Source organism: Amycolatopsis sp. CA-211722 (assembly GCF_056828465.1).
Genome location: NZ_CP184752.1, coordinates 6,112,466 through 6,130,961 on the forward strand (window position 1 = coordinate 6,112,466; position 18,496 = coordinate 6,130,961).

Genomic DNA, 18,496 nt, shown 5'->3' on the forward strand with positions numbered 1-18,496 from the left:
TCGCCCTCTACACTCCCGCGGATGGACGAACAGACGGCAGAGGTGTCCACCGCCCCGGCGGTGCGCAAGGCGATGATCCGGCTGGTCCCGTTACTCGGGCTGCTCTATCTGCTCAACTATCTCGACCGGGTCAACGTCGGGTTCGCGGCGCTCACCATGAACGCCGATCTCGGCATCAGCGCGGCCGCCTACGGGCTCGGCGCGGGCCTGTTCTTCGTCGGGTACTTCTTCTTCGAGGTGCCCAGCAACGTCATCCTGCACAAGGTCGGCGCCCGGATCTGGATCGCGCGGATCATGGTCACCTGGGGCATCGTCGCCTCGGCCACCGCGTTCATCCAGGGCGAGGTCAGCTTCTACATCGTCCGGGTGCTGCTCGGGATCGCGGAGGCCGGGTTCTTCCCCGGCATCATCCTGTACCTGACCTACTGGTTCCCGCGTAAGCAGCGAGCCAAGATCGTCGCGCTGTTCTTCCTGGCGGTGCCGCTCTCGTCGGTCATCGGCAGCCCGGTCTCCTCCCTGCTGATCAAGCACGGCGACGGCGTGCTGGGCTTCGACGCGGGCTGGCGGTTCATGTTCTTCGCCGAAGGGGTGCCTTCGATCCTGCTCGGGGTGGCGGTGTTCTTCCTGCTGCCGAGCAAACCGAAGGACGCGAAGTGGCTGACCCCGGGGGAGCGTACGGCGCTGCAGTCGGCCATCGACGCGGAAGACGTCCGCGAGGTCGGCAAGGAGGTGAGCACCCGATCGGCGCTGACCGACCCCCGGGTGCTCGCGCTGAGCGCCGTCTACTTCGGAATCATCTTCGGCCTCTACGTGCTCGCGTTCTTCCTCCCGCAGGTGATCAAGGGCTTCCAGGAACAGTTCCAGACCAGCTACAGCATCGTGGAGATCGGGCTCATCACGGCGATCCCGTACGCCGTGGCCGCCGTCGCCATGGTGTTGTGGGCGCGCCATTCCGACCGCACCGGTGAACGGGCGGGCCATGTCGCCATCGCCGCGTTCGTCGGCGCGGTCGCGATCGCCGGTGCGCTGTATCTCGGCTCGCCGCTGTGGGTGATGGTCGCGGTGACCCTCTGCGCGGTCGGCGTGTTCACCGCGATCCCGGTGTTCTGGCAGCTGCCCAACGCCTTCCTGACCGGGGTCGGCGCCGCCGCCGGGATCGGGCTGATCAACTCGTTCGGCAACCTGTCGGGTTTCGTCGGCCCGTACCTCACCGGCTGGCTGCAGGGGCTGACCGGGAGCTTCCGCGCCGGGATGTGGGCCGTGGCCTTCTTCATGGCGATGGCGGGCGCCATCGCGCTGACCTTCCGCGGCAAGGACAAACGCGCGATCAAGTGAGGTGGTCGAAGTCGCCGTTCACCCACCGGACGTGGGTGTCGGCGCTTCGGCGCACCACCGCGCGGGCGTCCTGGTCGATGGTGTCGCCGCCGAGGGTGTAGAGCCGGTCGTAGGCGAATTCGTCGAGCCGGTCGACGATCCGCCGGACCACGGCGCCCGACAGCGGGATGTGCTTCGGGAAGTTGCGCTGGAACGACACCCAGTTCGGCGCGAGCCCGCCCGAGATCGTGTCGCCGGCCAGGACGCTGCCGTCCGGCGTCCTGGCCACGGCGCTGCCGCGCATGTGTCCACCGAGCCGGACGAGTTCGAGGCCGGGCAAGGGTTCCACATGCTCGTCCCAGAACTCGAACGCCGGATCGGGGGCGGGCAGCCATTCGCGGTTGCGTTCGTTGACCAGCACCGGGACCCCGCCCAGCGCGCGGCTCCAGCCGAGCTGCGCGCCGAACATGTGCGGGTGGCTGGTGGCGATCACGGCGACGTCGCCGAGCCCGCGCACGACGTCGAGCACCTCGGTGTCCAGCCAGGACGGCGGATCCCACAGCAGGGTGCCCGACGGGGTCACCGCGATGAACGACCAGTGCCCGATCGCGAAGTTCGGTTCCCGTTTGATGCTGTGCAGGCCGCGTCCGTGATCCCGGTGCAAGGTCTTGTGCGGCGCGGAGATCAGTTCCTCGTGCGTCCACCATCGTCCGGTGTGCGCGCCGAGGTCGCCGGCCTCCTCGATCCCGACCTCACCGCGGTCGAGAACGCAGCGGGGCGGCTCGGGGGTGGCGGGATGTTCGATACCGCACCTGTCGCAGATCCACATGATCGACAGCTTGCGACCTCCAGTGCGCTGGAGGTCAAGACGCGCCTTTCCCCCGGCTCGGCGAACCGGGGGAAAGGACGGGGGATCAGCTGATGGTCGTCTTGCCGAGGACGGCGTCCTGGTCGGGCGGGTCGAGCGCGAGCTGGACGTCGAACTCGCCGAGCGAGCTGTCGGTGACGATATGCGAGGTCGCCGCGGCGTCCACGCTGCTGGTCGCCTCACCGGCGGGGGTGCCCGCGGGGATGGTGAAGTCGACCTTGCCCTGCGCGGTGAACTTCAGCGGTCCTTCGGCGGGGACCTCGGTGTCCGGGATCGGCAGCTCGATGGGGATCGAGATCTTCTGCTCACCGAGCGCGATGTTCACCTTCGAACTGATCGTGCCGGAGAGCTTCTTGGCGCCGACGAGCCGGAGCCCGTCGCCCGCGGCCTGACCGGCGTCGACGTCGAGGGTGAACGGCACCGAAACCGGCTCCCCGGCTTTCGCCGCCGCCGGGATTTCCGCCTTCACGACCACCGCCACCTTCTGGTCGCCGATGATGGGGAAGCCGCCCTTGTACGTCAGATTCTTTTCGGCGGCGGCAGCGGTTCCCGCCGCGGCGAGCATGACCGTCCCGGCGACCGCGGCCGCGATCCCGGCCGCGCAGAACCGCCGAACACCCTTTCGTACCAGGGTTTTCGTCATGTCTGGTCCTTTCGTCGTTGAATGGGCTCGAAACCGAATGTAGGTGGAAAGTCACCAACGAGGAAAGGAAAAGATCTCTCGCGTTTTCTTTACGCTTCGATCTTGTCACGCGTATGTGGAATGGCGAGTTCGTGAATTGTCATATGGAGGAGGAAAGGGGAAACGGCGGCCGCGTTCTTGTCACCTCGGTGACAGGTGCGACGGCGCCGGGCCGAGCGGGCTACTGTCTTGATCGTGACCGAACGACCAGAGCCGTGGCACCTCCGGACCCGCAGGTTCCTGCGCGCGACGGATCAGCGCGGCGAGCTGGTGCGCGGCGCACGGTTCCTCCGCGGGCTGGTCCCGGGTGACGCCTCGGCCCCATCGACGGGCCGCTCGTCCGACCGGCTCGCCCGGCTGCTCACCGAGGCGGGCGCGGACCGGCCCAGCGCCACCCGCGAGCTGGGGCTGGCGGCCGTGCAGGCCTGGCAGGCCGTCCGCCGGTCCGGTGCGCCACCGGTGTCCGCGGACGGGATCACGGTGCTGTTCACCGATCTGGTCGGTTTTTCGACGTGGGCGTTGCAGGCGGGGGACGAGCGCGTGCTGGAGCTGCTGCGTTCGGTCGCCGAGGTGACCGAATCGGTCGTCACCGGGCATCGCGGCAGCATCGTGAAGGGGCTGGGCGACGGCGTGATGGCCGTGTTCGCCGACCCGGGCGAGGCGGTGAACGCCGCGTACGAGACCTGCTCCGCCGTGAGCGTGATCAAGGCCGAGGGCTACCTCCCGCACCTTCGCGCGGGGCTCCATCGAGGGAATCCGCGGCGGGTCGGCGACGACTACCTCGGCGTCGACGTGAACATCGCCGCCCGCATCATGGCCGCCGCCGACGGCGACGAGGTGCTGGCCAGCGGAAGCGTCGTCGACGAGCTGGACCCCGGCGCGGTCATCGTGCGACCGCGCCGGAGTTTCCGCGCGAAGGGGACCCCGAAGGACCTCCGTGTCTACCGGGTCGTGCCTCGCTACTCCTCGTGAGTGGTCAGTCGTGTTGTCTTGAGGGGTAAGGCAACGTGTCGGATCGCGGTGAGGCCGCGTCGCGAAAGCCACTTCGGGACACGCGCCGTCGCTCTCACGGTCCCCGCAGACGTTGCGAAAGCCACTTTCGCAACCTTCGACGTTGCGAAAGTGGCTTTCGCAACGTGCCACCGCTGCCTTACCCGTCGAATGGCCGCGAGTCCTAGCCGGGCATCTCCGAAGGCTGCGAGTCCAGCCCCGCCCGTGGCTTCGTCCAGCCGCCGCGCGTGAAGTCCGGTACCGCGACCGGTTTCCCGCCGCGGGCGAGGGAGACCACGCTCAACGGCACGGGGGAGCACCAGGCCGCCGAGTCGTAGACGTCGATGTCCGGCACCAGCCCGGCGCGCATCTGCTGGACGATCCGCCATTGCAGCACGTAGTCCATGCCGCCGTGCCCGCCGAGGTTCGGGTCGTCCTTGAGCTTCTTCCACAGCCAGTGGTCGTGGCGGTCGCGGTACGGCCCGAAGTCCTTCCACGCGTGGCCGCTGTGGTCGGGCTCGACGTAGATCCGGGCGGGGTAGTCCTCGACGATGCCGCGGCTGCCGGCGAGGCTGTTGATGCGGCTGTACGGACGCGGCGAGCTGACGTCGTGCTCGGCGCGGATGATCCGGCCCTGCTCGGTCTCGATCAGGCAGGTCACCAGGTCGCCGTTGACGTAGGTCTCCTTCCACGACGGATGACCCGGCGGCATGTGGCGTTTCCGGTAGTCGGCCAGCCCCTTCGGCTCGGTCGCCGTGGCGCGCAGCGTGGCGAACCGATCGCCGCGGTTGACGTCCATGCACGCGGCGATCGGCGCGAGACCGTGCATCGGGTAGAAACTCGCGGTGCTGCGGGTGTGCCACTTCCGGCGCCACGCGTCGGTGTAGTACGTGTCGGAGAACAGCAGTTCGCGCAGATCGTGCAGATAACCGCCGTGTCCGTTGGTGACCTCGCCGAAGACACCCTCGTGCGCCATCTTGAGGATCGCCAGTTCGTTGCGGCCGTAGCTGCAGTTCTCGGCGAGGAACAGATGTTTGCGGGTCTGCTCGCTGGTGTTGACGAGATCCCACAGCTGATCGAGCTCGGTGGCGATGGGCAGTTCGACGCCGACGTGTTTGCCGGCCAGGAGCGCGGCCTTGCCCTGCGCGTAGTGGAACTCCCACGGGGTGGCGATGTAGACGAGGTCGATGTCGTCGCGGGAGAGCATCTTCTTGTAGGCGTCGGCCGATCCGCCGTACTCGGCCGGGCGCGGACGCCCGTCGGCGGCGAGTTTGTCCGCGGCGGCCTTCGCGCGCTCGGCGCGGATGTCGCAGACCGCGGTGACCACGGCGCCCGGAACGGCGCTCCACCCGCCGATCATGGACTTCCCGCGATTGCCGAGACCGATGAGCGCGATCCGGACGGTCTGGTGCCGCTCGAACGGGACCCCGATCATGCTGCGCTGACCAGGGCGGCGGGGTGAGCTTTCCGCCTCTTCCGCCGCGGTCGCGCCCGCCGGGATCGCGGCGAGCGCTCCGGCGGCGAGCGCGCCACCGAACAGTGTCCGCCGGGAGACTGAGGGCAGGTCGGCCATGAAGAACACTCCTTCGTGTCGCCTTCGTTGCCCAGACCTTGTCCAATCGCCGCCGGATATGTCAAGAGATGCGCCAAAGTGTGCAGTAAACTGCACTATTGAGCAATTGAGCTGCTTGTTCGACGGTGTTTCGCGCAACCCGGGTGCGCGTACACACCCGGGCCGCGCCGACGGTCACCGGCGGATCATCACCTGGTCGACGGACTTGCGCACCAGGTTCGGCACCACGCAGTCGTCCGCCGGATAGCCGACCGGGATGACGGCGAACGCCTTCTCGTTCTGCGGCCGCCCGAGCAGTTCGCCGAGGAACCGCATCGGCGACGGCGTATGCGTCAACGCGGCCAGCCCGGACAGGTGCAACGCCGTGAGCAGCATGCCGACCGCGATACCCACCGACTCGTCGACGTAGTAGTGCTTGTGCTTGGTGCCGTCCTCGTCGAGGAAGTAGCGCTGCTGGAAGACCACGATGAGGTACGGGGCGTCGGTGAGATGGGTCTTGACGGCGTCGGTGCCCAGCGGGCGCAAGGCGGACAGCCACTCCTCGCCGAGCCTGCCCTCGTACGAAACGCGTTCTTCCTCTTCGGCTGCCTCACGGATCCGCTGTTTGGTCTCGGCGTCCTCGATGAGCACGAACGTCCACGGCTGCTGATGCGCGCCGCTGGGTGCCGTGGCCGCCACCGCGATGGCGTCCACCACCACCTGTTCGGGCACCGGGTCCGTCGAGAACATCCGCACGGTGCGGCGGGTGCCCATGCGGCGGCGCAGGTCGGCGGCGGTGGCCAGGGATTCCTCCGCGGACACGCGCGCCGGACGGTAGGGCACCGGCTCGAAGGGGTCACCGTAGGTCGGGGTCCACTGTGCTGTGGTCATGATGGCGATTCTGGCGCCGGACCCGTCTTTCCGAAAGACCCGGAGCGAGGTTATGTCCCTGGGGTTATGCCGCCGTCTGTCTCAAGTGGACGGACGCCGGTCGTCGTAACCGGCGGGCGTTTCCGGTACCCAGAGCGCCACTTAGTGGTGCTCGCGGCGTGGAGATAGGTAGCCACTGCACGACTTTCGTCGGTGTCAGGTTCATCTTGCCGCGCCCCAGAATCAGCACACCCCGTCCCCCTCGCGCGGCCGAACCCGGGCCGCAGAAATGAGTCGGAACCATGCGACTGCGCTCCTTCGCCCTGATCGCCGGTACCGCCTTCGCGGCGCTGCTCGGCGTCACCGCCCCCGTGGCGTCCGCCGCGGAACCGTCCTCCGACGTCCAGCCGATGATCATCGGCGGCCAGAACGCGTCGAGCGGCCCGTGGGCGGCCAGGCTCTTCGCCAACGGCAGGCAGACCTGTACCTCGACGATCATCGCGCCGCAGTACATCCTGACCGCGAAGCACTGTGTCGCCAGCAGCGGTACGTTCACCTTCCGGATCGGCAGCCTCGACCAGCAGAGCGGCGGCACGATGGCCACCGGCTCCACCGTCACCCGGCACCCGAGCGCCGACCTCGCGATCGTGCGGCTCACCGCCCCGGTGAACGCGACGTACTCGCCGCTGGGCACCACCGCGAACGTCTCCGTCGGGCAGACCGTCCAGGTCTACGGCTGGGGTGCGACCAGCCAGTGCGGTTCGGAGATCAACTGCCAGTCCCGCTACCTGAAGGTCGCCAACGTCTCGGTCACGTCGGTCTCCTGCCGTGACTACAACGGCGGCATCGCCGTGTGCGCGCGCCGCGGCGACGGCATCACCGCCGGCGGAGACTCGGGCGGCCCGATGTTCGCCTCCGGCCGCCAGGTCGGCGTCGCGTCGACGAGTGACCGCCAGACGACGACCGCGTACACGAACATCACGCGGTACCGGCCCTGGATCCAGCAGATCGCCGGCGTCTGAGGCAGAAGGTGCCGTAGGCCTTCACTGCCCTCCGGCGTGCCCCCCCGGCGGCTCAGGCCCCGGCAGAATGTGTCGCGAAAGCCACTTTCGGGACATCAGGCGTCCCGAAAGTGGCTTTCGCGACACGCCGGATTTGTCCTGCCCCTCGCCAAAGGGTCCTCCCCGGCGATTGCCGGGGAGGACCCTTTGCCGGAGCGTGGCGTTAGTCGGGACGGCCGACCTGGGTGTTCGACAAATCGAGACCGATCGCGAAGTCCGCCGTGTAGCCGCTGCCCGCCTGTTGCGGACGCAGCAGCATCTGGGCCCCGCCGTTGCGGTAGATCGAGTCCCGGCTATTGGTCGTGTCGGCCGGTCCTTTCCGCCGGTACGGTTCGGTCCGCAGATAAGCCGCGCCGAATTCCGGCGTGAAGTAGAGCTGCGAGGTGAACTCATAGGGGCGGCCGTTGGTGCCGACGGTGCGGATTTTGACGTGGATATGCAGCGTGCGTCCGGTGTACCAGCCGGGCAGAATGGTGGTGAACCGGGCCGCTCCGGCTTGGTCGGTGTTCTGGAAACCGCGCAGGAAACGGCGGCCGCGGCTTCCCTGGGAAGGAATATCGGAGTACAGCCCGAAAGCGTCGCACTGCCAGAGGTCGACCATCGCTCCGGGCAGGGGCGTGCACTGCTGCTGGCGAATTTGCTGAACGGTGAAATTGATCGCCAGTGCCGTGCCGGGGACCAGTTGCCCGGTGGAGGGCTCACTGCGGATATCGGAGCGGTTGAGCCGTTCGTCGACGAAGTACGGGCCCTCCATCTGCTCCGGCTTGACCACGCAGTCCAGTGTGCAGATATCGGGTGCGTCCGGACTGGAGGTGGTGGCACTCGCGGTGGCGGATCCGGCGACGGCGAGTGTCGCGCCGGCGGCGCCGAGGAGGATCAACGCCTGCCGCCTGCCGAGAACTCGGCCTACCGGCTCATCATCGTCATGCATGAGGTTCCTTTTCGCCAAATGATGGGAGTAAGGGAACTGAACGCGACAGAAGTCGACCGCATGGTGTCGCGCGCGTCTGATTTTCCGACATGTCCCGGCCGCTGTCGAGAAGGTTCACTCGCGTGCATCATACTTCGCTGCGAGCACTATTCTTTGATGGGCCGAATTCGTGAACCGCTGTTACGGCATTTCGCCTACGGTGCCTCGAAAAATCCAGTTCGGGAAAGCTTTCGTGCCCGATGGTTCGCCACATTGACGCGGTTTCCGCATAATCCCGGCATGCAATAGCGGCGCCGTCCGGGGCGCGTCGTGTCGATGAACGCGCCCCGGCAGGTGGGCGCGAAGCAACCGCGGAAGCGCTCCACACCTAGGGACTGGACGACGCCGAGTATTCCGACGCCGCAGACCAGGGCCAGCGAATCCGCGACTTTCGCACCAGGCCGGGCCGAAACGGCCCACCGTGCGCTGCCGGGCAGAAGGGTGACCTCGCCGATCGACGAAGTGAGCGCGGTGGCACCGGCGATGAGGCGTGCCTGGTCCGGGCGGTCGATGAGCTTCCGCACCGTGGCGCGTAGCCGGTGAACGGCTCGCAGGTCCCCGGGCCCTGTGGGCTCAGGCAGCGAGTGAAGCTCGGCGAAGGCGGCGAGAGATCCCAGGTCGGGCAGCTTGTCCTCGCCCTGCCAGACCTCGGGGGCGGTGTTGACCAGGTCGGTAGCGACACCCGCCGCGTGGACGTAATCGTCCAAAGCTACTTGCATCCCTTACCGGCCTCTCGTACGTTCGCGGTTAACCGATACTTTAACCCTTACCGGGAGGTTGCTCGTGGAAATCGACGCCTTGGTGTTCGACATACTCGGCACGCTCGTCGACGAGCCGGCCGGGATCCGCGAGGCCGTTCGGCGAGCCGTGCCTGCCGCCGATGTGGAGGAGCTGGTCGGCCAGTGGCTTGGTCACGTCGAGACCGAGCAGCGGCGCATCGTCGCCGGGGAGAGGCCGTACGTTCCGAGTGACGTCCTGGACCGCGAAGCGGCTCAGCTCGCCACCAAAACGGAGGTGGTGCCGAAGCTCGCGCCGTGGCCAGACTCCGTCGAAGGGCTGGCCAAGCTCGCAGAGCTTCACACGCTGATCGGGCTCTCCAACGCGAGCCGGGCGAGCCTGCTCCGGATCAACGCCCAGGCCGGTCTCCGTTGGCACCAGGCCCTCTCCGCCGAGGACGCCCGGACCTACAAACCCGAGCCGGCTGTCTACGAGCTGGCTGTCAGGGTCTCGGGCGCGCCGCCGGAGCGGCTGCTGATGGTGGCCGCACACGCATGGGACCTGAGGGGAGCACAGAGCGTCGGCTTCCGGACCGCGTACGTCGCCCGGCCCGTCGGTGACCCGCCGTCCGAGACGGACCGGTTCGACTTCCATGCCGACGGCCTCACCGATCTGGCCGTTCAGCTCGCGAAACTCCGGATCTGAGCAAAACTGTCGGTGCCTCCCGCTAGGTTCTTCCCAGTCCCCACCGAGGCACCCCGCAAGGAGAAGATGCGTTGTCAGACTGGGAAAGAGCGAGCACGGCAAGGGTGTTGCCACCCGCCCGCCCGCGCAAGCTCGCGAAGGTCCCGTTCGTCGAGCTGGCCGACGGACGGGTGCAGGGCGTGGTGTCCAGCGGATCGGACATCGGCCGGGTGTACGTCTCGTCGGTCGCGGCGGGCACGTACGAATTCTCGTGTAGTACCAACAACAACCGGCCCTGCGGCGGGGCTCGCGGCATGTTCTGCAACCATATTCTCGCCCTGATCACCGAATCCACCCTGCAGTACGGTGCCGAGCGGGTCGCGCGATACCTGCGTGTCGAGGTTCCGGAGCCGACCGCGCAGGCCATTTCCCAGACGATGAGCGCGACGCGACCGTCCCAAGGTGACAACACCGCCGCCGCTTCGGTGTTCAGCCAGTTCTTGCGGCACTTGGCCTATCTCGAATTCGAGCCGTCGACGGAGCCGGTGCCGGAGCTGCAGTGGTTCCCGCCGACCAGGGCGGTGGTCTGATGCGCGTCGATCTGCTCACCGATCCCGTCGCCGGTCTCGACGAGGCGCTGGCGGTCGTCGATTCCTTCGACGACGTGCTCGTCACCGGTTTGCTGCGTCCCCAGAAGACCGCGGGCCTGACCGAGCTGGCCGATGCGGTCGCCGGGTCGCCGCTGGCGGCACTGGTCGCGGAGGCAGCGGAGAAGACCGCGGCCGGTGCCGCGGGCGAGGAGCACTTCGTTTCCCTTGCGGCGGCGAGGATCGCGGTGTTCGGCTCCGTACACGACGCGGTTCTCGCGCGGCTTGCCGAAGCGACCGGTCGTCCGCTGGGCGAAGACCGAGCCGGGCAAGCCGCCGAGCCGGAAGCGCCCAATCTCCTGATCGCCGCGCGGTCCTGGCTGTCCGATCTGGCCCGCGCGGGCTGGCAGGGGATCGACCACGACCTGATCTCGGCTTCGGCGCGGGTGATCTCCGCTCTGCTCGCGGAGCCGAGCCTGCGGAGGTCGGCCGTCCTGCTCGACGGCTTCGCCGCCGAACTCGCGGCGTCCTGTCCCGGCGCGGCGTTGGATCGGATCCCCGCCCGGCGCTGGGGCGACCTGTGGTCGCGCGCGATGCTGCTGACCCTGCCCGGGGCGGCGGCCACACCGGCGATCGGCACGGTCACCGGCCGCCTGCTGCCACTCGGGGTCGACCTGCTGGAGCACGCGACGGCCGCACAGGCCCAGGTCCACGCGGTGTTCGAGCCCGAGGACGGCGCTCCCGCACGGCTCGTCCGGGCGAACGTGACCGTCCCGAAGCCGGACACGATCATCGGCGCCGGGATCTGGCAGGTGCTGCGTCCGCACCTTTCCCTGCTCACGGCGATGGGTGAGGGCCGCTCGATGGACATCGCCGGTATGCCGGTCACCGCGGAGGGCGACCTGCTCTGGCGAGACGAACACGCTCGTCCCGGGGAGCCCGCGGACGCGTTCTCCACGGCGCGTGTCGCTTTGCCGAAGGCCGTCACGCCGGCGGTCGCCCCGCTGGATCGGCACCCGGTCCGGCTTGCCGTTCCCGTCTTCCTGGAGGGGTACGGCATCGAGGGCGACGAGGACGCGCTCACGTTCACCTTCGCCGGGAATCGGCTCCCCGTCGAGACCGATCGCATCCCGGCCGCCGGCCCCCTGACACCGAAGGCGGTCGCGGGTTCCAGTGCGTGCATCGGCCTGATCCGGTGGGACGGCGGCTTCCGCGTCCAGCCGCTCGCAGTCGAGACCACCGTGCGCAAGAAGACCACCGCCGTGCATGCCGGAGCCTGGGCGGGCGGCACCACGGACAAGGCCGGGGCGAAGGCCGAGAAGGCCGCCACCGACGCCGCGGCCGTGCTCCGCGAGCGCGCCGGAAGGCTGTTGCGGAAATGACCGAATCCGAGGACAACCGCCGCCAGGTCCTGTACTGGCGGCTGCTCGCCCGGCTCTTCGACGCCGAGGAGCAGGCCACGCTCGAAGCGGCGAGTGTCGCCGTGGTCGAGGACATCGGGCTGCCGTCGGCGGTGCTGGATCCGAACGTCGCGGTCGACTCGGTCGTCCAGCGTCACCCGGAGCTGGCGGCCGAGTTCGACGGGCTGATGGTCCCCGAAGCCGAGGAGGGCCGGGACAAAGCCGTGGAAGTGCGGCGCGCGGCGCTCGTGTCGAAGGTGCTGCTGAACGTCTTCGCCCAGCCGCCGCACACGGTGACCGCAGGCCGGCTCTCCAGCTGGCAGGCCGACGCGGGCTGGCTCGAGCGCGCGTTGGGCTGCCGCCCCGGCGAGCTGCGTGGAGGTCGCCCCGGCGGCGCCCCGAGCGGCCTCGGCGGTACGGGGGGTGGCGGCGCGCCCGACTTGAGCACCCTGCTCCCGGCGATCGGCCCGGAGCTCGGCGGCATCGAGGCGGACCTCGTCAAACGGATGCATCTGCGCGAGGTCCTCGCCGACCCGGCGCTCGCGGCGAAGCTGAGCCCGAGCATGTCGCTCATCGAACAGCTGTTGCGCGACAAGGACAACCTGTCCGGAGTGGCACTGGCCAACGCCAAAGCGCTCATCCGCCGCTACGTCGACGAGATCGCGGAGGTTCTGCGGACCCAGGTCGAGAAGGCCTCGACAGGCAAGGTGGACCGTTCGGTCCCGCCGAAGCGCGTGTTCCGCAACCTCGACCTCGATCGCACCATCTGGAAGAACCTCACCAACTGGAGCCCCGACGAGGAGCGGCTCTACGTCGATCGCCTCTACTACAAGCAGACCGCGAAGAAGACCACGCCGCAACGGCTCATCGCGGTCGTCGACCAGTCGGGCTCCATGGTGGACTCGATGGTCAACTGCGCCGTGCTGGCCTCGATCTTCGCGGGACTGCCCAAAGTGGACGTCCATCTGATCGCCTACGACACCCAGGCGCTCGACCTCACACCGTGGGTGCACGACCCCTTCGAAACGCTGCTGCGCACCAACCTGGGCGGCGGCAACGACGGCATGGTCGCGATGGGGCTGACCCAGCCGAAGATCGCCGAACCCGCGAACACCGTGGTGGTGTGGATCTCCGACTTCTACGAGACGCGCGTCGAGCAGCTCTTCGAGAGCATGGCCGCCATCCACCGGTCCGGGGCGAAGTTCATCCCGGTCGGCTCGGTCACCAGCGCCGGCCGGGGCAGCGTGAACCCGTGGTTCCGCGAACGTTTCAAGGATCTCGGCACGCCGGTGATCTCCGGCCACATCACCAAGCTCGTGCACGAACTCAAGACTTTCCTCACCTCCTGAACCTCCCCGAAAGGCAAGACATGTCCGACCTGTTGCGCGCCCCCGCCGAGATCAAGTACGCCGAAGAGCTGGACTGGCTGGAGTCCGTCGACGACAACCCGAAGCCGTTCGCCTGGCGTCTGTCCCCGAAGATGCTGCGTCAGTTCATCCTCGGTTCCGAGCGCGCCGACGGCCTCGACCGTGCGATCTCGCAGAAGTGGTTCGGTGACCGGAGCATCGTCGAGCGGGCCATCGTCACGCTCGCCTCCGACCGCGGTCTCCTGCTGATCGGCGACCCCGGCACCGGCAAGAGCTGGCTCGCCGAACTGCTGGCCGCGGCCATCTCCCGCGACTCCACGCTCGTCGTGCAGGGCACCGCCGGGACCACCGAGGATCACATCAAGTACTCGTGGAACGTCTCGATGGTCATCGCCAAGGGCCAGTCCCGTGAGTCGATGATCCCGTCGCCGATCATGACCGCGATGGAGGCGGGCTCGATCGGCCGTTTCGAGGAGCTGACCCGGTCGACCAGCGACGTGCAGGACGCGCTGATCTCGATCCTGTCGGAGAAGTACATTTCGGTACCGGAGCTGGACAGCGACGGCATCGTCTTCGCGAAACCCGGGTTCTCCGTGATCGCCACCGCCAACAGCCGAGACCGCGGCGTCAACGATCTGTCGTCCGCGCTCAAGCGCCGCTTCAATTTCGTCCGTATCCCGGTGGTGACCAACAAGAAGAGCGAGGCGGAGATCGTCCGTTTCCGCACCGAAGAACTCCTGCGCCGCCACCAGATCGAGCTGGACGTGCCGCCCACACTGCTCGACGTGCTGCTGCGCAGCTTCGGGGACCTGCGTGCCGCGGCCGCGTCAGCGGGCAGCGACGACGAGAAGCTGGAGTCCGCGTTGTCCACCGCGGAGCAGATCGGCGTACTCGAAGACGCGGTGCTGCACAGCAACTTCTTCGGCGAGCGCGAGCTGACGGCCCGGACGTTGGCCTCCTCCTTGGTCGGTTCGCTCGCCCGTCGTGAGCCGGAGGATCTGGCGATCCTCAACAAGTACCTGCACGGCGTCGTCGAGCCGCGCAGCAAGGACGAGGGCGGGGACTGGCCCGAGTTCCTCGGCGGCGGCCGCGACGCGATCGCCTCCCTCTCGTGAGCGGCGCCTTCGAGGCGTTGCGTGGCCAGTTGCAGGAGGCCGCGGCCGCCTTCGCCGACGGGCCCGGCGCGCTGGAGGGCATCCTGCTCGGGCTCGTCGACGACGTCGACCGCGCGGTGCGCGAGCCTTTGGAGATCTTCCCGGTCTGCCACCACTCCCCGGCGTCGGCCGTGGCGATGGCACGGCGGCTGCGGGAGAAGCAGCCGAAGGTGGTCTACCTCGAACTGTGCGAAGACATGGCGCCGTTGCTGTCCGAGCTGCGCAACTGCCGTCTCCCCGTGGCGGTGCAGGCTTTCGCGACGGAGGTGAAGGGCTTCCCCGCGGAGTGGGCGCCGCTGTCCGTGGTCGCGCCGATCACCGAGGCTTCGGCCGAGTACCAGGCGATCGCGTACGCCCTCGACACCCCGGGCGTCGAGCTGGTCCTCGTCGACCGGTCGGCGGACCACGTCTTCCAGTGGAACGAGCGGGAACCGGCCCCGGACCCGGACGCGCCGCCCGCCGAGGAAGAAGCGACGCTGCACGGTGACGCGGTCGGCGTCGAGATCGGTGATCTCCGGCCCCGGTTCGCCGAACTCGAGGAGCACCTGCTGCGTCACGGGCGGGTGCGGCACTGGTCGGAGTGGTGGCACCAGTACGTCGAGCTGCCGCTCGGCGACAGCGACCACGACACCTACCGCCAGGTCATGTTCCTGATCGGCAGCCTGTTCCGCCGTCTCGCGCCGGGCGACACCCGGCGCGTCCGGGTGGACGAAGACCGCGAGCGCTACATGTGGACCCGGATGCGCGAGCACCTCGCCGCCTCGGGCGCGGATCCCGCGGAGTGCCTCTACATCTGCGGTGCGTTCCACGCGGCCAGCCGGGTCGCCGAGTTCGGCATCGACGGTACGGACGGCTTCGTGATCAGCCCGCGCAGCGAGAGCACGTGGCAGTACGGGCTCATCCCGTCGAGCCACGCCTCGATCGAGGCGCAGTTCGGGCTCGCGGGGGGATCGGTGTCGATCGCCGCGACCGAATGGGCCAAGAACCTCAAGCGCACCAGGGTGAAGCAGTTCCAGCTGGATGGACAGGTAGGAGGGCCGAAGCGGAAGAAGGCCGCGGAGCTGCCCGCGCCGACGCCGGATCCGGTGACGGTGGATCCAGCGGACCAGCTTTCCGGCTTTTTGCAACGGCCTCCGGTGCTCGATCGGCTCGACGAGGCGGAGTTGCTGGGCTGGTCGGTCGAGATCGTCCGGGCGGCGCGCCGTAACGGGTACCTGGCCTCGACGGCCGACGCCATCGCGGTGTTCGAGACCTCGATCCTGCTGGCGGGCCTGCGCGACCGGGCCAAGCCGACGCCCTACGACTTCCAGGACGCGGCGGTCACCTGCATCGAAAAGGACGTCGTGCCCGGCAGGCGCGACGTGCGCCGCCTCGTCGAGATCATGATGGGCGGGGACAGGATCGGCCAGGTCGGCTACGACGCGCTGCCGCCGCTGGCGCGCGACGTGCACGACAGGCTGGAGCCGCTGAACCTCAAGCTGCAGCAACGAGGTGTGCAGCGGGCGTTGCTCGACATCGCGTCGAAGCCGGAGCTGGAGCCCTGCTCCGATCTGCTGTGGATGCTGCGCTACCTGATGCCGCGCGGCGCGGCTCGGCCGATCATGGGGGAGCGGCGGCTGGGCGAACGGCCGATCCAGGAGTCGTGGGATCTGGCGCTGGGCACCCATCAGCGGGCCCTCATCGAGCTGGGTTACGAGGGCGTCAGTGTCGAACAGGTGCTGGAGCAACGGCTTCGTCGAGCGGCCTACCACCCGCAGGCCACCGCCGCGAAGGTACTCGGCGCGGTCGAGGACGCGACGCTCTACCTTCGCAGTCCCCGGCTGGCGGGGGAGCTGGGCACCCGTGCCCTGGAGGTCCTGTCCACCGAACGCACCGTCGACGGCGCCCCGGAAGTGCTGCGACGGGTGCGGAGGCTGCTGGCGCACTACCGGACCAGTGAGCCGCTGCTGCCGCGGTGGATCGAGGACTTCGTGAGGGCGGGGTACGCGCACTACTGCACCCTGCTCCCGGCGGCCTTCGCCGACGAGGAGGCCGATGTCGAGCAGGTCGCCGCGATGCTGGGCTTCCTGTTCAGCATGGAGTCGCTCGCCTTGTCCCTGGGGTGCGACCGTACGCAGCTGGAGCTGGCGATCGCCGGATCGCATCCGGATGAGCCGTCGAAGGTGGCGCTGTTGTGGGCGGCGCAGGTTCAGCTCGGCCGCCTCTCGCGGGCGGAACTGCGTGAGCGGTGCGCCGGGCTGCTGGCGAATCCGATGGTGCTGCCCGCTTATCCGCGCTACCTGAGCGGGTTCGTCCACGCGCTGGAACCGGCACCGGGATTGGCCGACTTCGTCGTCGAGGCGGTGTCGAACGCCTTCGCCGAGCTGCCGGACAGGCTGCTGCTGCCGTGGTTGCCGACGTTGATCACCACGCTGCGGTCCCGCGGTGCGGAGCTGGTGCCGCTGCTCGTGCGTGAGGCGGGCCGGATCTTTCCCGGCAGGCTCACGGCGCTCGACGAATGGGTCCCGCCCTGGAAGGGTCGGCCGGAACCCCTTGCGGCGGCGAGGAAAGCCAGGGGAGGCGGCCTCGCGTTGCTGGCGGCGCATCCGGCGGCGTGCGACGCCGTGGCGGGGCTGCTGGGCTGCGAGGAACCGTGGGGGAGCACCGCGCCCACCGGCCTGGCGTTGCTCGAGCGGTATCCGGACTCCGCCGCCGCGTTGGAGGAGGTGCTGACCAGGGTGTGAACCCGAGGGTGGTCGCCGGGCCTCCGGCGACCACCCGATTCGTCAGTCGGCCACCCAGCTGCCGTGGAAGCCCAGCGGCACCGGCCTCGGCAGGTGGATGCGGGCCAGTGGCTTCGCGGTGAAGTCCTGTGCCGCGAGGATCACCAGATCCGAGGCATCGCGGTCGGGATCGTTCACGTAGGCCAGCGCGTAGCCGTCGTCTTCGGACTTGCCGCGAGAAGACGGCACGAACACCGCTTCGCTCGCGTCCGCGCCCCGGCCGAAGCGGTGCACCTCCGAACGCCCGTTCCGCAGATCGTGCTTGATCAGCGCGTTGCCGAAGGAACCGGAGGGCTTGTCCAGGTAGACGTCGAACAGTTCGCCGGGCGAGGCCGAGTATCCGTACCTGTGCCGTCGCGACACCAGGCTTTCGTTGACCCGTGGGAACTCCTGCGGCCGGTCGTCGAGCACCCGGCGCCGGACCCGCCCCCGCGCGAGATCGATCGTCCAGCGCTCCAGCACCGGCGGGCCCGACGCCGACGGGCCGCCGAAGCCCCGCTTGCCCGCCACCTCGAACGGAGCCGGCATCGTGGTCAGGTCGATCACCACCGTGGAGCCCTGTTCGTAGGCGTTGAGCGTGTGCGAGTAGAAGACCGGATCCACCCCGAACCAGCGGACCGGGCCGCCGTCGCGGTTCATCACCCCGACCCTGGCCGGATGGTCCGGATTCCACTTGTACGGCACGACCTTTCCCGGCTGCGGATCGAAAGTCACCGGGACGTCGAAGACGATCACGTAGTTCTCGGTGAGCCCGAAGTCGTGCATCATCGGGCTGTCGCTGACCGGGATCCGGGTGGTCCGCACGACCCGGCCGGTCCGGTCGACCATCAGGTGCCGAACGTGATCCCAGGTCGGGTGATACGTCACCGCGTGCAGTTCGTCGGCGCGGGCGTCGAACTTGGTGTGCGCGGTGTAGGAGCCTTCCAGTGAACCGCCGAAATCGAATGGCCCCAACGTGTTCAGTTCGCCGTCGAGCTCGTACGGCGGTGCGCCGGACTCCTGAAGGGTGAGGATGCGGCCGTGGTGGCTGATCACGTGCGTGTTCGGCGCGAAGTCCTCGGCGGGCACCGGCCACGGGTACCGCTCGCCGAGTTTCGCCGCGACGCCGGACGAACGCACCCAGCGGTTGCGGTACCACTCGGCCTTGCCGTCGCGCAGCCGGACGCCGTGCACCATCCCCTCGCCGAGCATCCAGTGATGGGCGCGCGGGTCTTCGAGCCCGAGCACGTTCGGCCCGGTGCGCAGGTATCGCCCGCACAGGTCCTCGGGAATACGGCCGGTGACGGGCAGGCCGAACGCGGTCACCTCCTCCTTCACCGGCGCGAACGCGCCTTCGACGAACGGGTAGCGCCGATTCGGTGCGGCGAAGGCGGATTCGCCGCTCACGAAGGTCGCGGCGGCCCCGCCGATGGTCAGCGCGGCCGCTCCGCGGAGCACGGTCCGCCTGGTCGGTTCGGTCATGGTCGATCCCCCAGTTCGCCGAATAACTGTGTATGTCATGAACAGTGTATGCCTTTA

Annotated in this window: 16 protein-coding genes; 9 read left to right on the top strand and 7 right to left on the bottom strand. The window is 68.7% G+C overall.

All coding sequences use genetic code 11. The features are described from left to right. The first annotated feature begins 21 nt into the window (after positions 1–21). Entirely contained in the window at positions 22–1,335 is a 1,314-nt protein-coding gene (locus tag ACOCEP_RS28875) for an MFS transporter (RefSeq protein ID WP_482332214.1), read from the top strand. On the opposite strand, the gene ACOCEP_RS28880 is transcribed toward ACOCEP_RS28875, so the two are convergent. Continuing rightward, on the bottom strand, positions 1,328–2,143 hold the full coding sequence (locus ACOCEP_RS28880) for an MBL fold metallo-hydrolase (protein WP_482332215.1): 816 nt from the start codon (positions 2,141–2,143) through the stop codon (positions 1,328–1,330). The two genes, ACOCEP_RS28875 and ACOCEP_RS28880, sit on opposite strands and share 8 nt — an antisense overlap. Positions 2,144–2,228: 85 nt before the next feature. Next, positions 2,229–2,825 carry a DUF6801 domain-containing protein gene (locus tag ACOCEP_RS28885; RefSeq protein ID WP_482332216.1) on the bottom strand — a complete coding sequence of 199 codons (597 nt, stop codon included), beginning with the start codon at positions 2,823–2,825 and terminating at the stop codon, positions 2,229–2,231. Between the two features lie 228 nt (positions 2,826–3,053). On the opposite strand from ACOCEP_RS28885, the gene ACOCEP_RS28890 reads away from it, so the two are divergent. Then, positions 3,054–3,836 (top strand): adenylate/guanylate cyclase domain-containing protein, encoded by a 783-nt coding sequence (locus ACOCEP_RS28890; protein ID WP_482332217.1) that lies wholly within the window; start codon positions 3,054–3,056, stop codon positions 3,834–3,836. A 202-nt stretch (positions 3,837–4,038) separates the two neighbouring features. Here ACOCEP_RS28890 and ACOCEP_RS28895 read toward each other — a convergent pair whose 3' ends face one another. Next, on the bottom strand, positions 4,039–5,427 hold the full coding sequence (locus tag ACOCEP_RS28895) for a Gfo/Idh/MocA family protein (RefSeq protein WP_482332218.1): 1,389 nt from the start codon (positions 5,425–5,427) through the stop codon (positions 4,039–4,041). Between the two features lie 174 nt (positions 5,428–5,601). Then, positions 5,602–6,297 carry a nitroreductase family protein gene (locus ACOCEP_RS28900; protein WP_482332219.1) on the bottom strand — a complete coding sequence of 232 codons (696 nt, stop codon included), beginning with the start codon at positions 6,295–6,297 and terminating at the stop codon, positions 5,602–5,604. Positions 6,298–6,578: 281 nt separating this feature from the next. Between ACOCEP_RS28900 and ACOCEP_RS28905 the strand changes: the two genes are divergently transcribed. Next, the gene (locus ACOCEP_RS28905; protein WP_478227090.1) at positions 6,579–7,298 is read left to right on the top strand and encodes a S1 family peptidase; all 720 of its coding nucleotides are present in this window, start codon (positions 6,579–6,581) and stop codon (positions 7,296–7,298) included. Between the two features lie 202 nt (positions 7,299–7,500). Here ACOCEP_RS28905 and ACOCEP_RS28910 read toward each other — a convergent pair whose 3' ends face one another. Next, complete coding sequence (locus ACOCEP_RS28910; RefSeq protein ID WP_482332220.1) at positions 7,501–8,217, bottom strand: dioxygenase family protein; 717 nt, start codon at positions 8,215–8,217, stop codon at positions 7,501–7,503. Positions 8,218–8,462: 245 nt separating this feature from the next. Beyond that, complete coding sequence (locus tag ACOCEP_RS28915) at positions 8,463–9,026, bottom strand: CGNR zinc finger domain-containing protein (protein WP_482332221.1); 564 nt, start codon at positions 9,024–9,026, stop codon at positions 8,463–8,465. A 64-nt stretch (positions 9,027–9,090) separates the two neighbouring features. Here ACOCEP_RS28915 and ACOCEP_RS28920 point away from each other — a divergent pair, with 64 nt between their 5' ends. From ACOCEP_RS28920 to ACOCEP_RS28945, 6 genes are all read left to right on the top strand, one after another. Further along, positions 9,091–9,729, top strand: coding sequence for a haloacid dehalogenase type II (locus ACOCEP_RS28920; protein ID WP_482332222.1), 639 nt, complete (start codon positions 9,091–9,093; stop codon positions 9,727–9,729). A 71-nt stretch (positions 9,730–9,800) separates the two neighbouring features. Further along, positions 9,801–10,298, top strand: a complete 498-nt coding sequence (locus ACOCEP_RS28925; RefSeq protein ID WP_482332223.1) for a hypothetical protein — start codon at positions 9,801–9,803, stop codon at positions 10,296–10,298. Next, positions 10,298–11,677: a hypothetical protein gene (locus ACOCEP_RS28930; protein ID WP_482332224.1), complete on the top strand. Its 1,380-nt coding sequence runs from the start codon at positions 10,298–10,300 to the stop codon at positions 11,675–11,677. The genes ACOCEP_RS28925 and ACOCEP_RS28930 overlap by 1 nt, the downstream gene beginning before the upstream one ends. After that, positions 11,674–13,044: a VWA domain-containing protein gene (locus ACOCEP_RS28935; RefSeq protein ID WP_482332225.1), complete on the top strand. Its 1,371-nt coding sequence runs from the start codon at positions 11,674–11,676 to the stop codon at positions 13,042–13,044. The genes ACOCEP_RS28930 and ACOCEP_RS28935 overlap by 4 nt, the downstream gene beginning before the upstream one ends. Positions 13,045–13,064: 20 nt before the next feature. Next, positions 13,065–14,177: an ATP-binding protein gene (locus ACOCEP_RS28940; protein WP_482332226.1), complete on the top strand. Its 1,113-nt coding sequence runs from the start codon at positions 13,065–13,067 to the stop codon at positions 14,175–14,177. Next, entirely contained in the window at positions 14,174–16,939 is a 2,766-nt protein-coding gene (locus tag ACOCEP_RS28945) for a DUF5682 family protein (protein WP_482332228.1), read from the top strand. The genes ACOCEP_RS28940 and ACOCEP_RS28945 overlap by 4 nt, the downstream gene beginning before the upstream one ends. A gap of 42 nt (positions 16,940–16,981) precedes the next feature. Here the strand turns inward: ACOCEP_RS28945 and ACOCEP_RS28950 are convergent, their stop codons facing one another. Further along, entirely contained in the window at positions 16,982–18,439 is a 1,458-nt protein-coding gene (locus ACOCEP_RS28950) for a carotenoid oxygenase family protein (RefSeq protein ID WP_482332229.1), read from the bottom strand. Positions 18,440–18,496 lie beyond the last annotated feature (57 nt).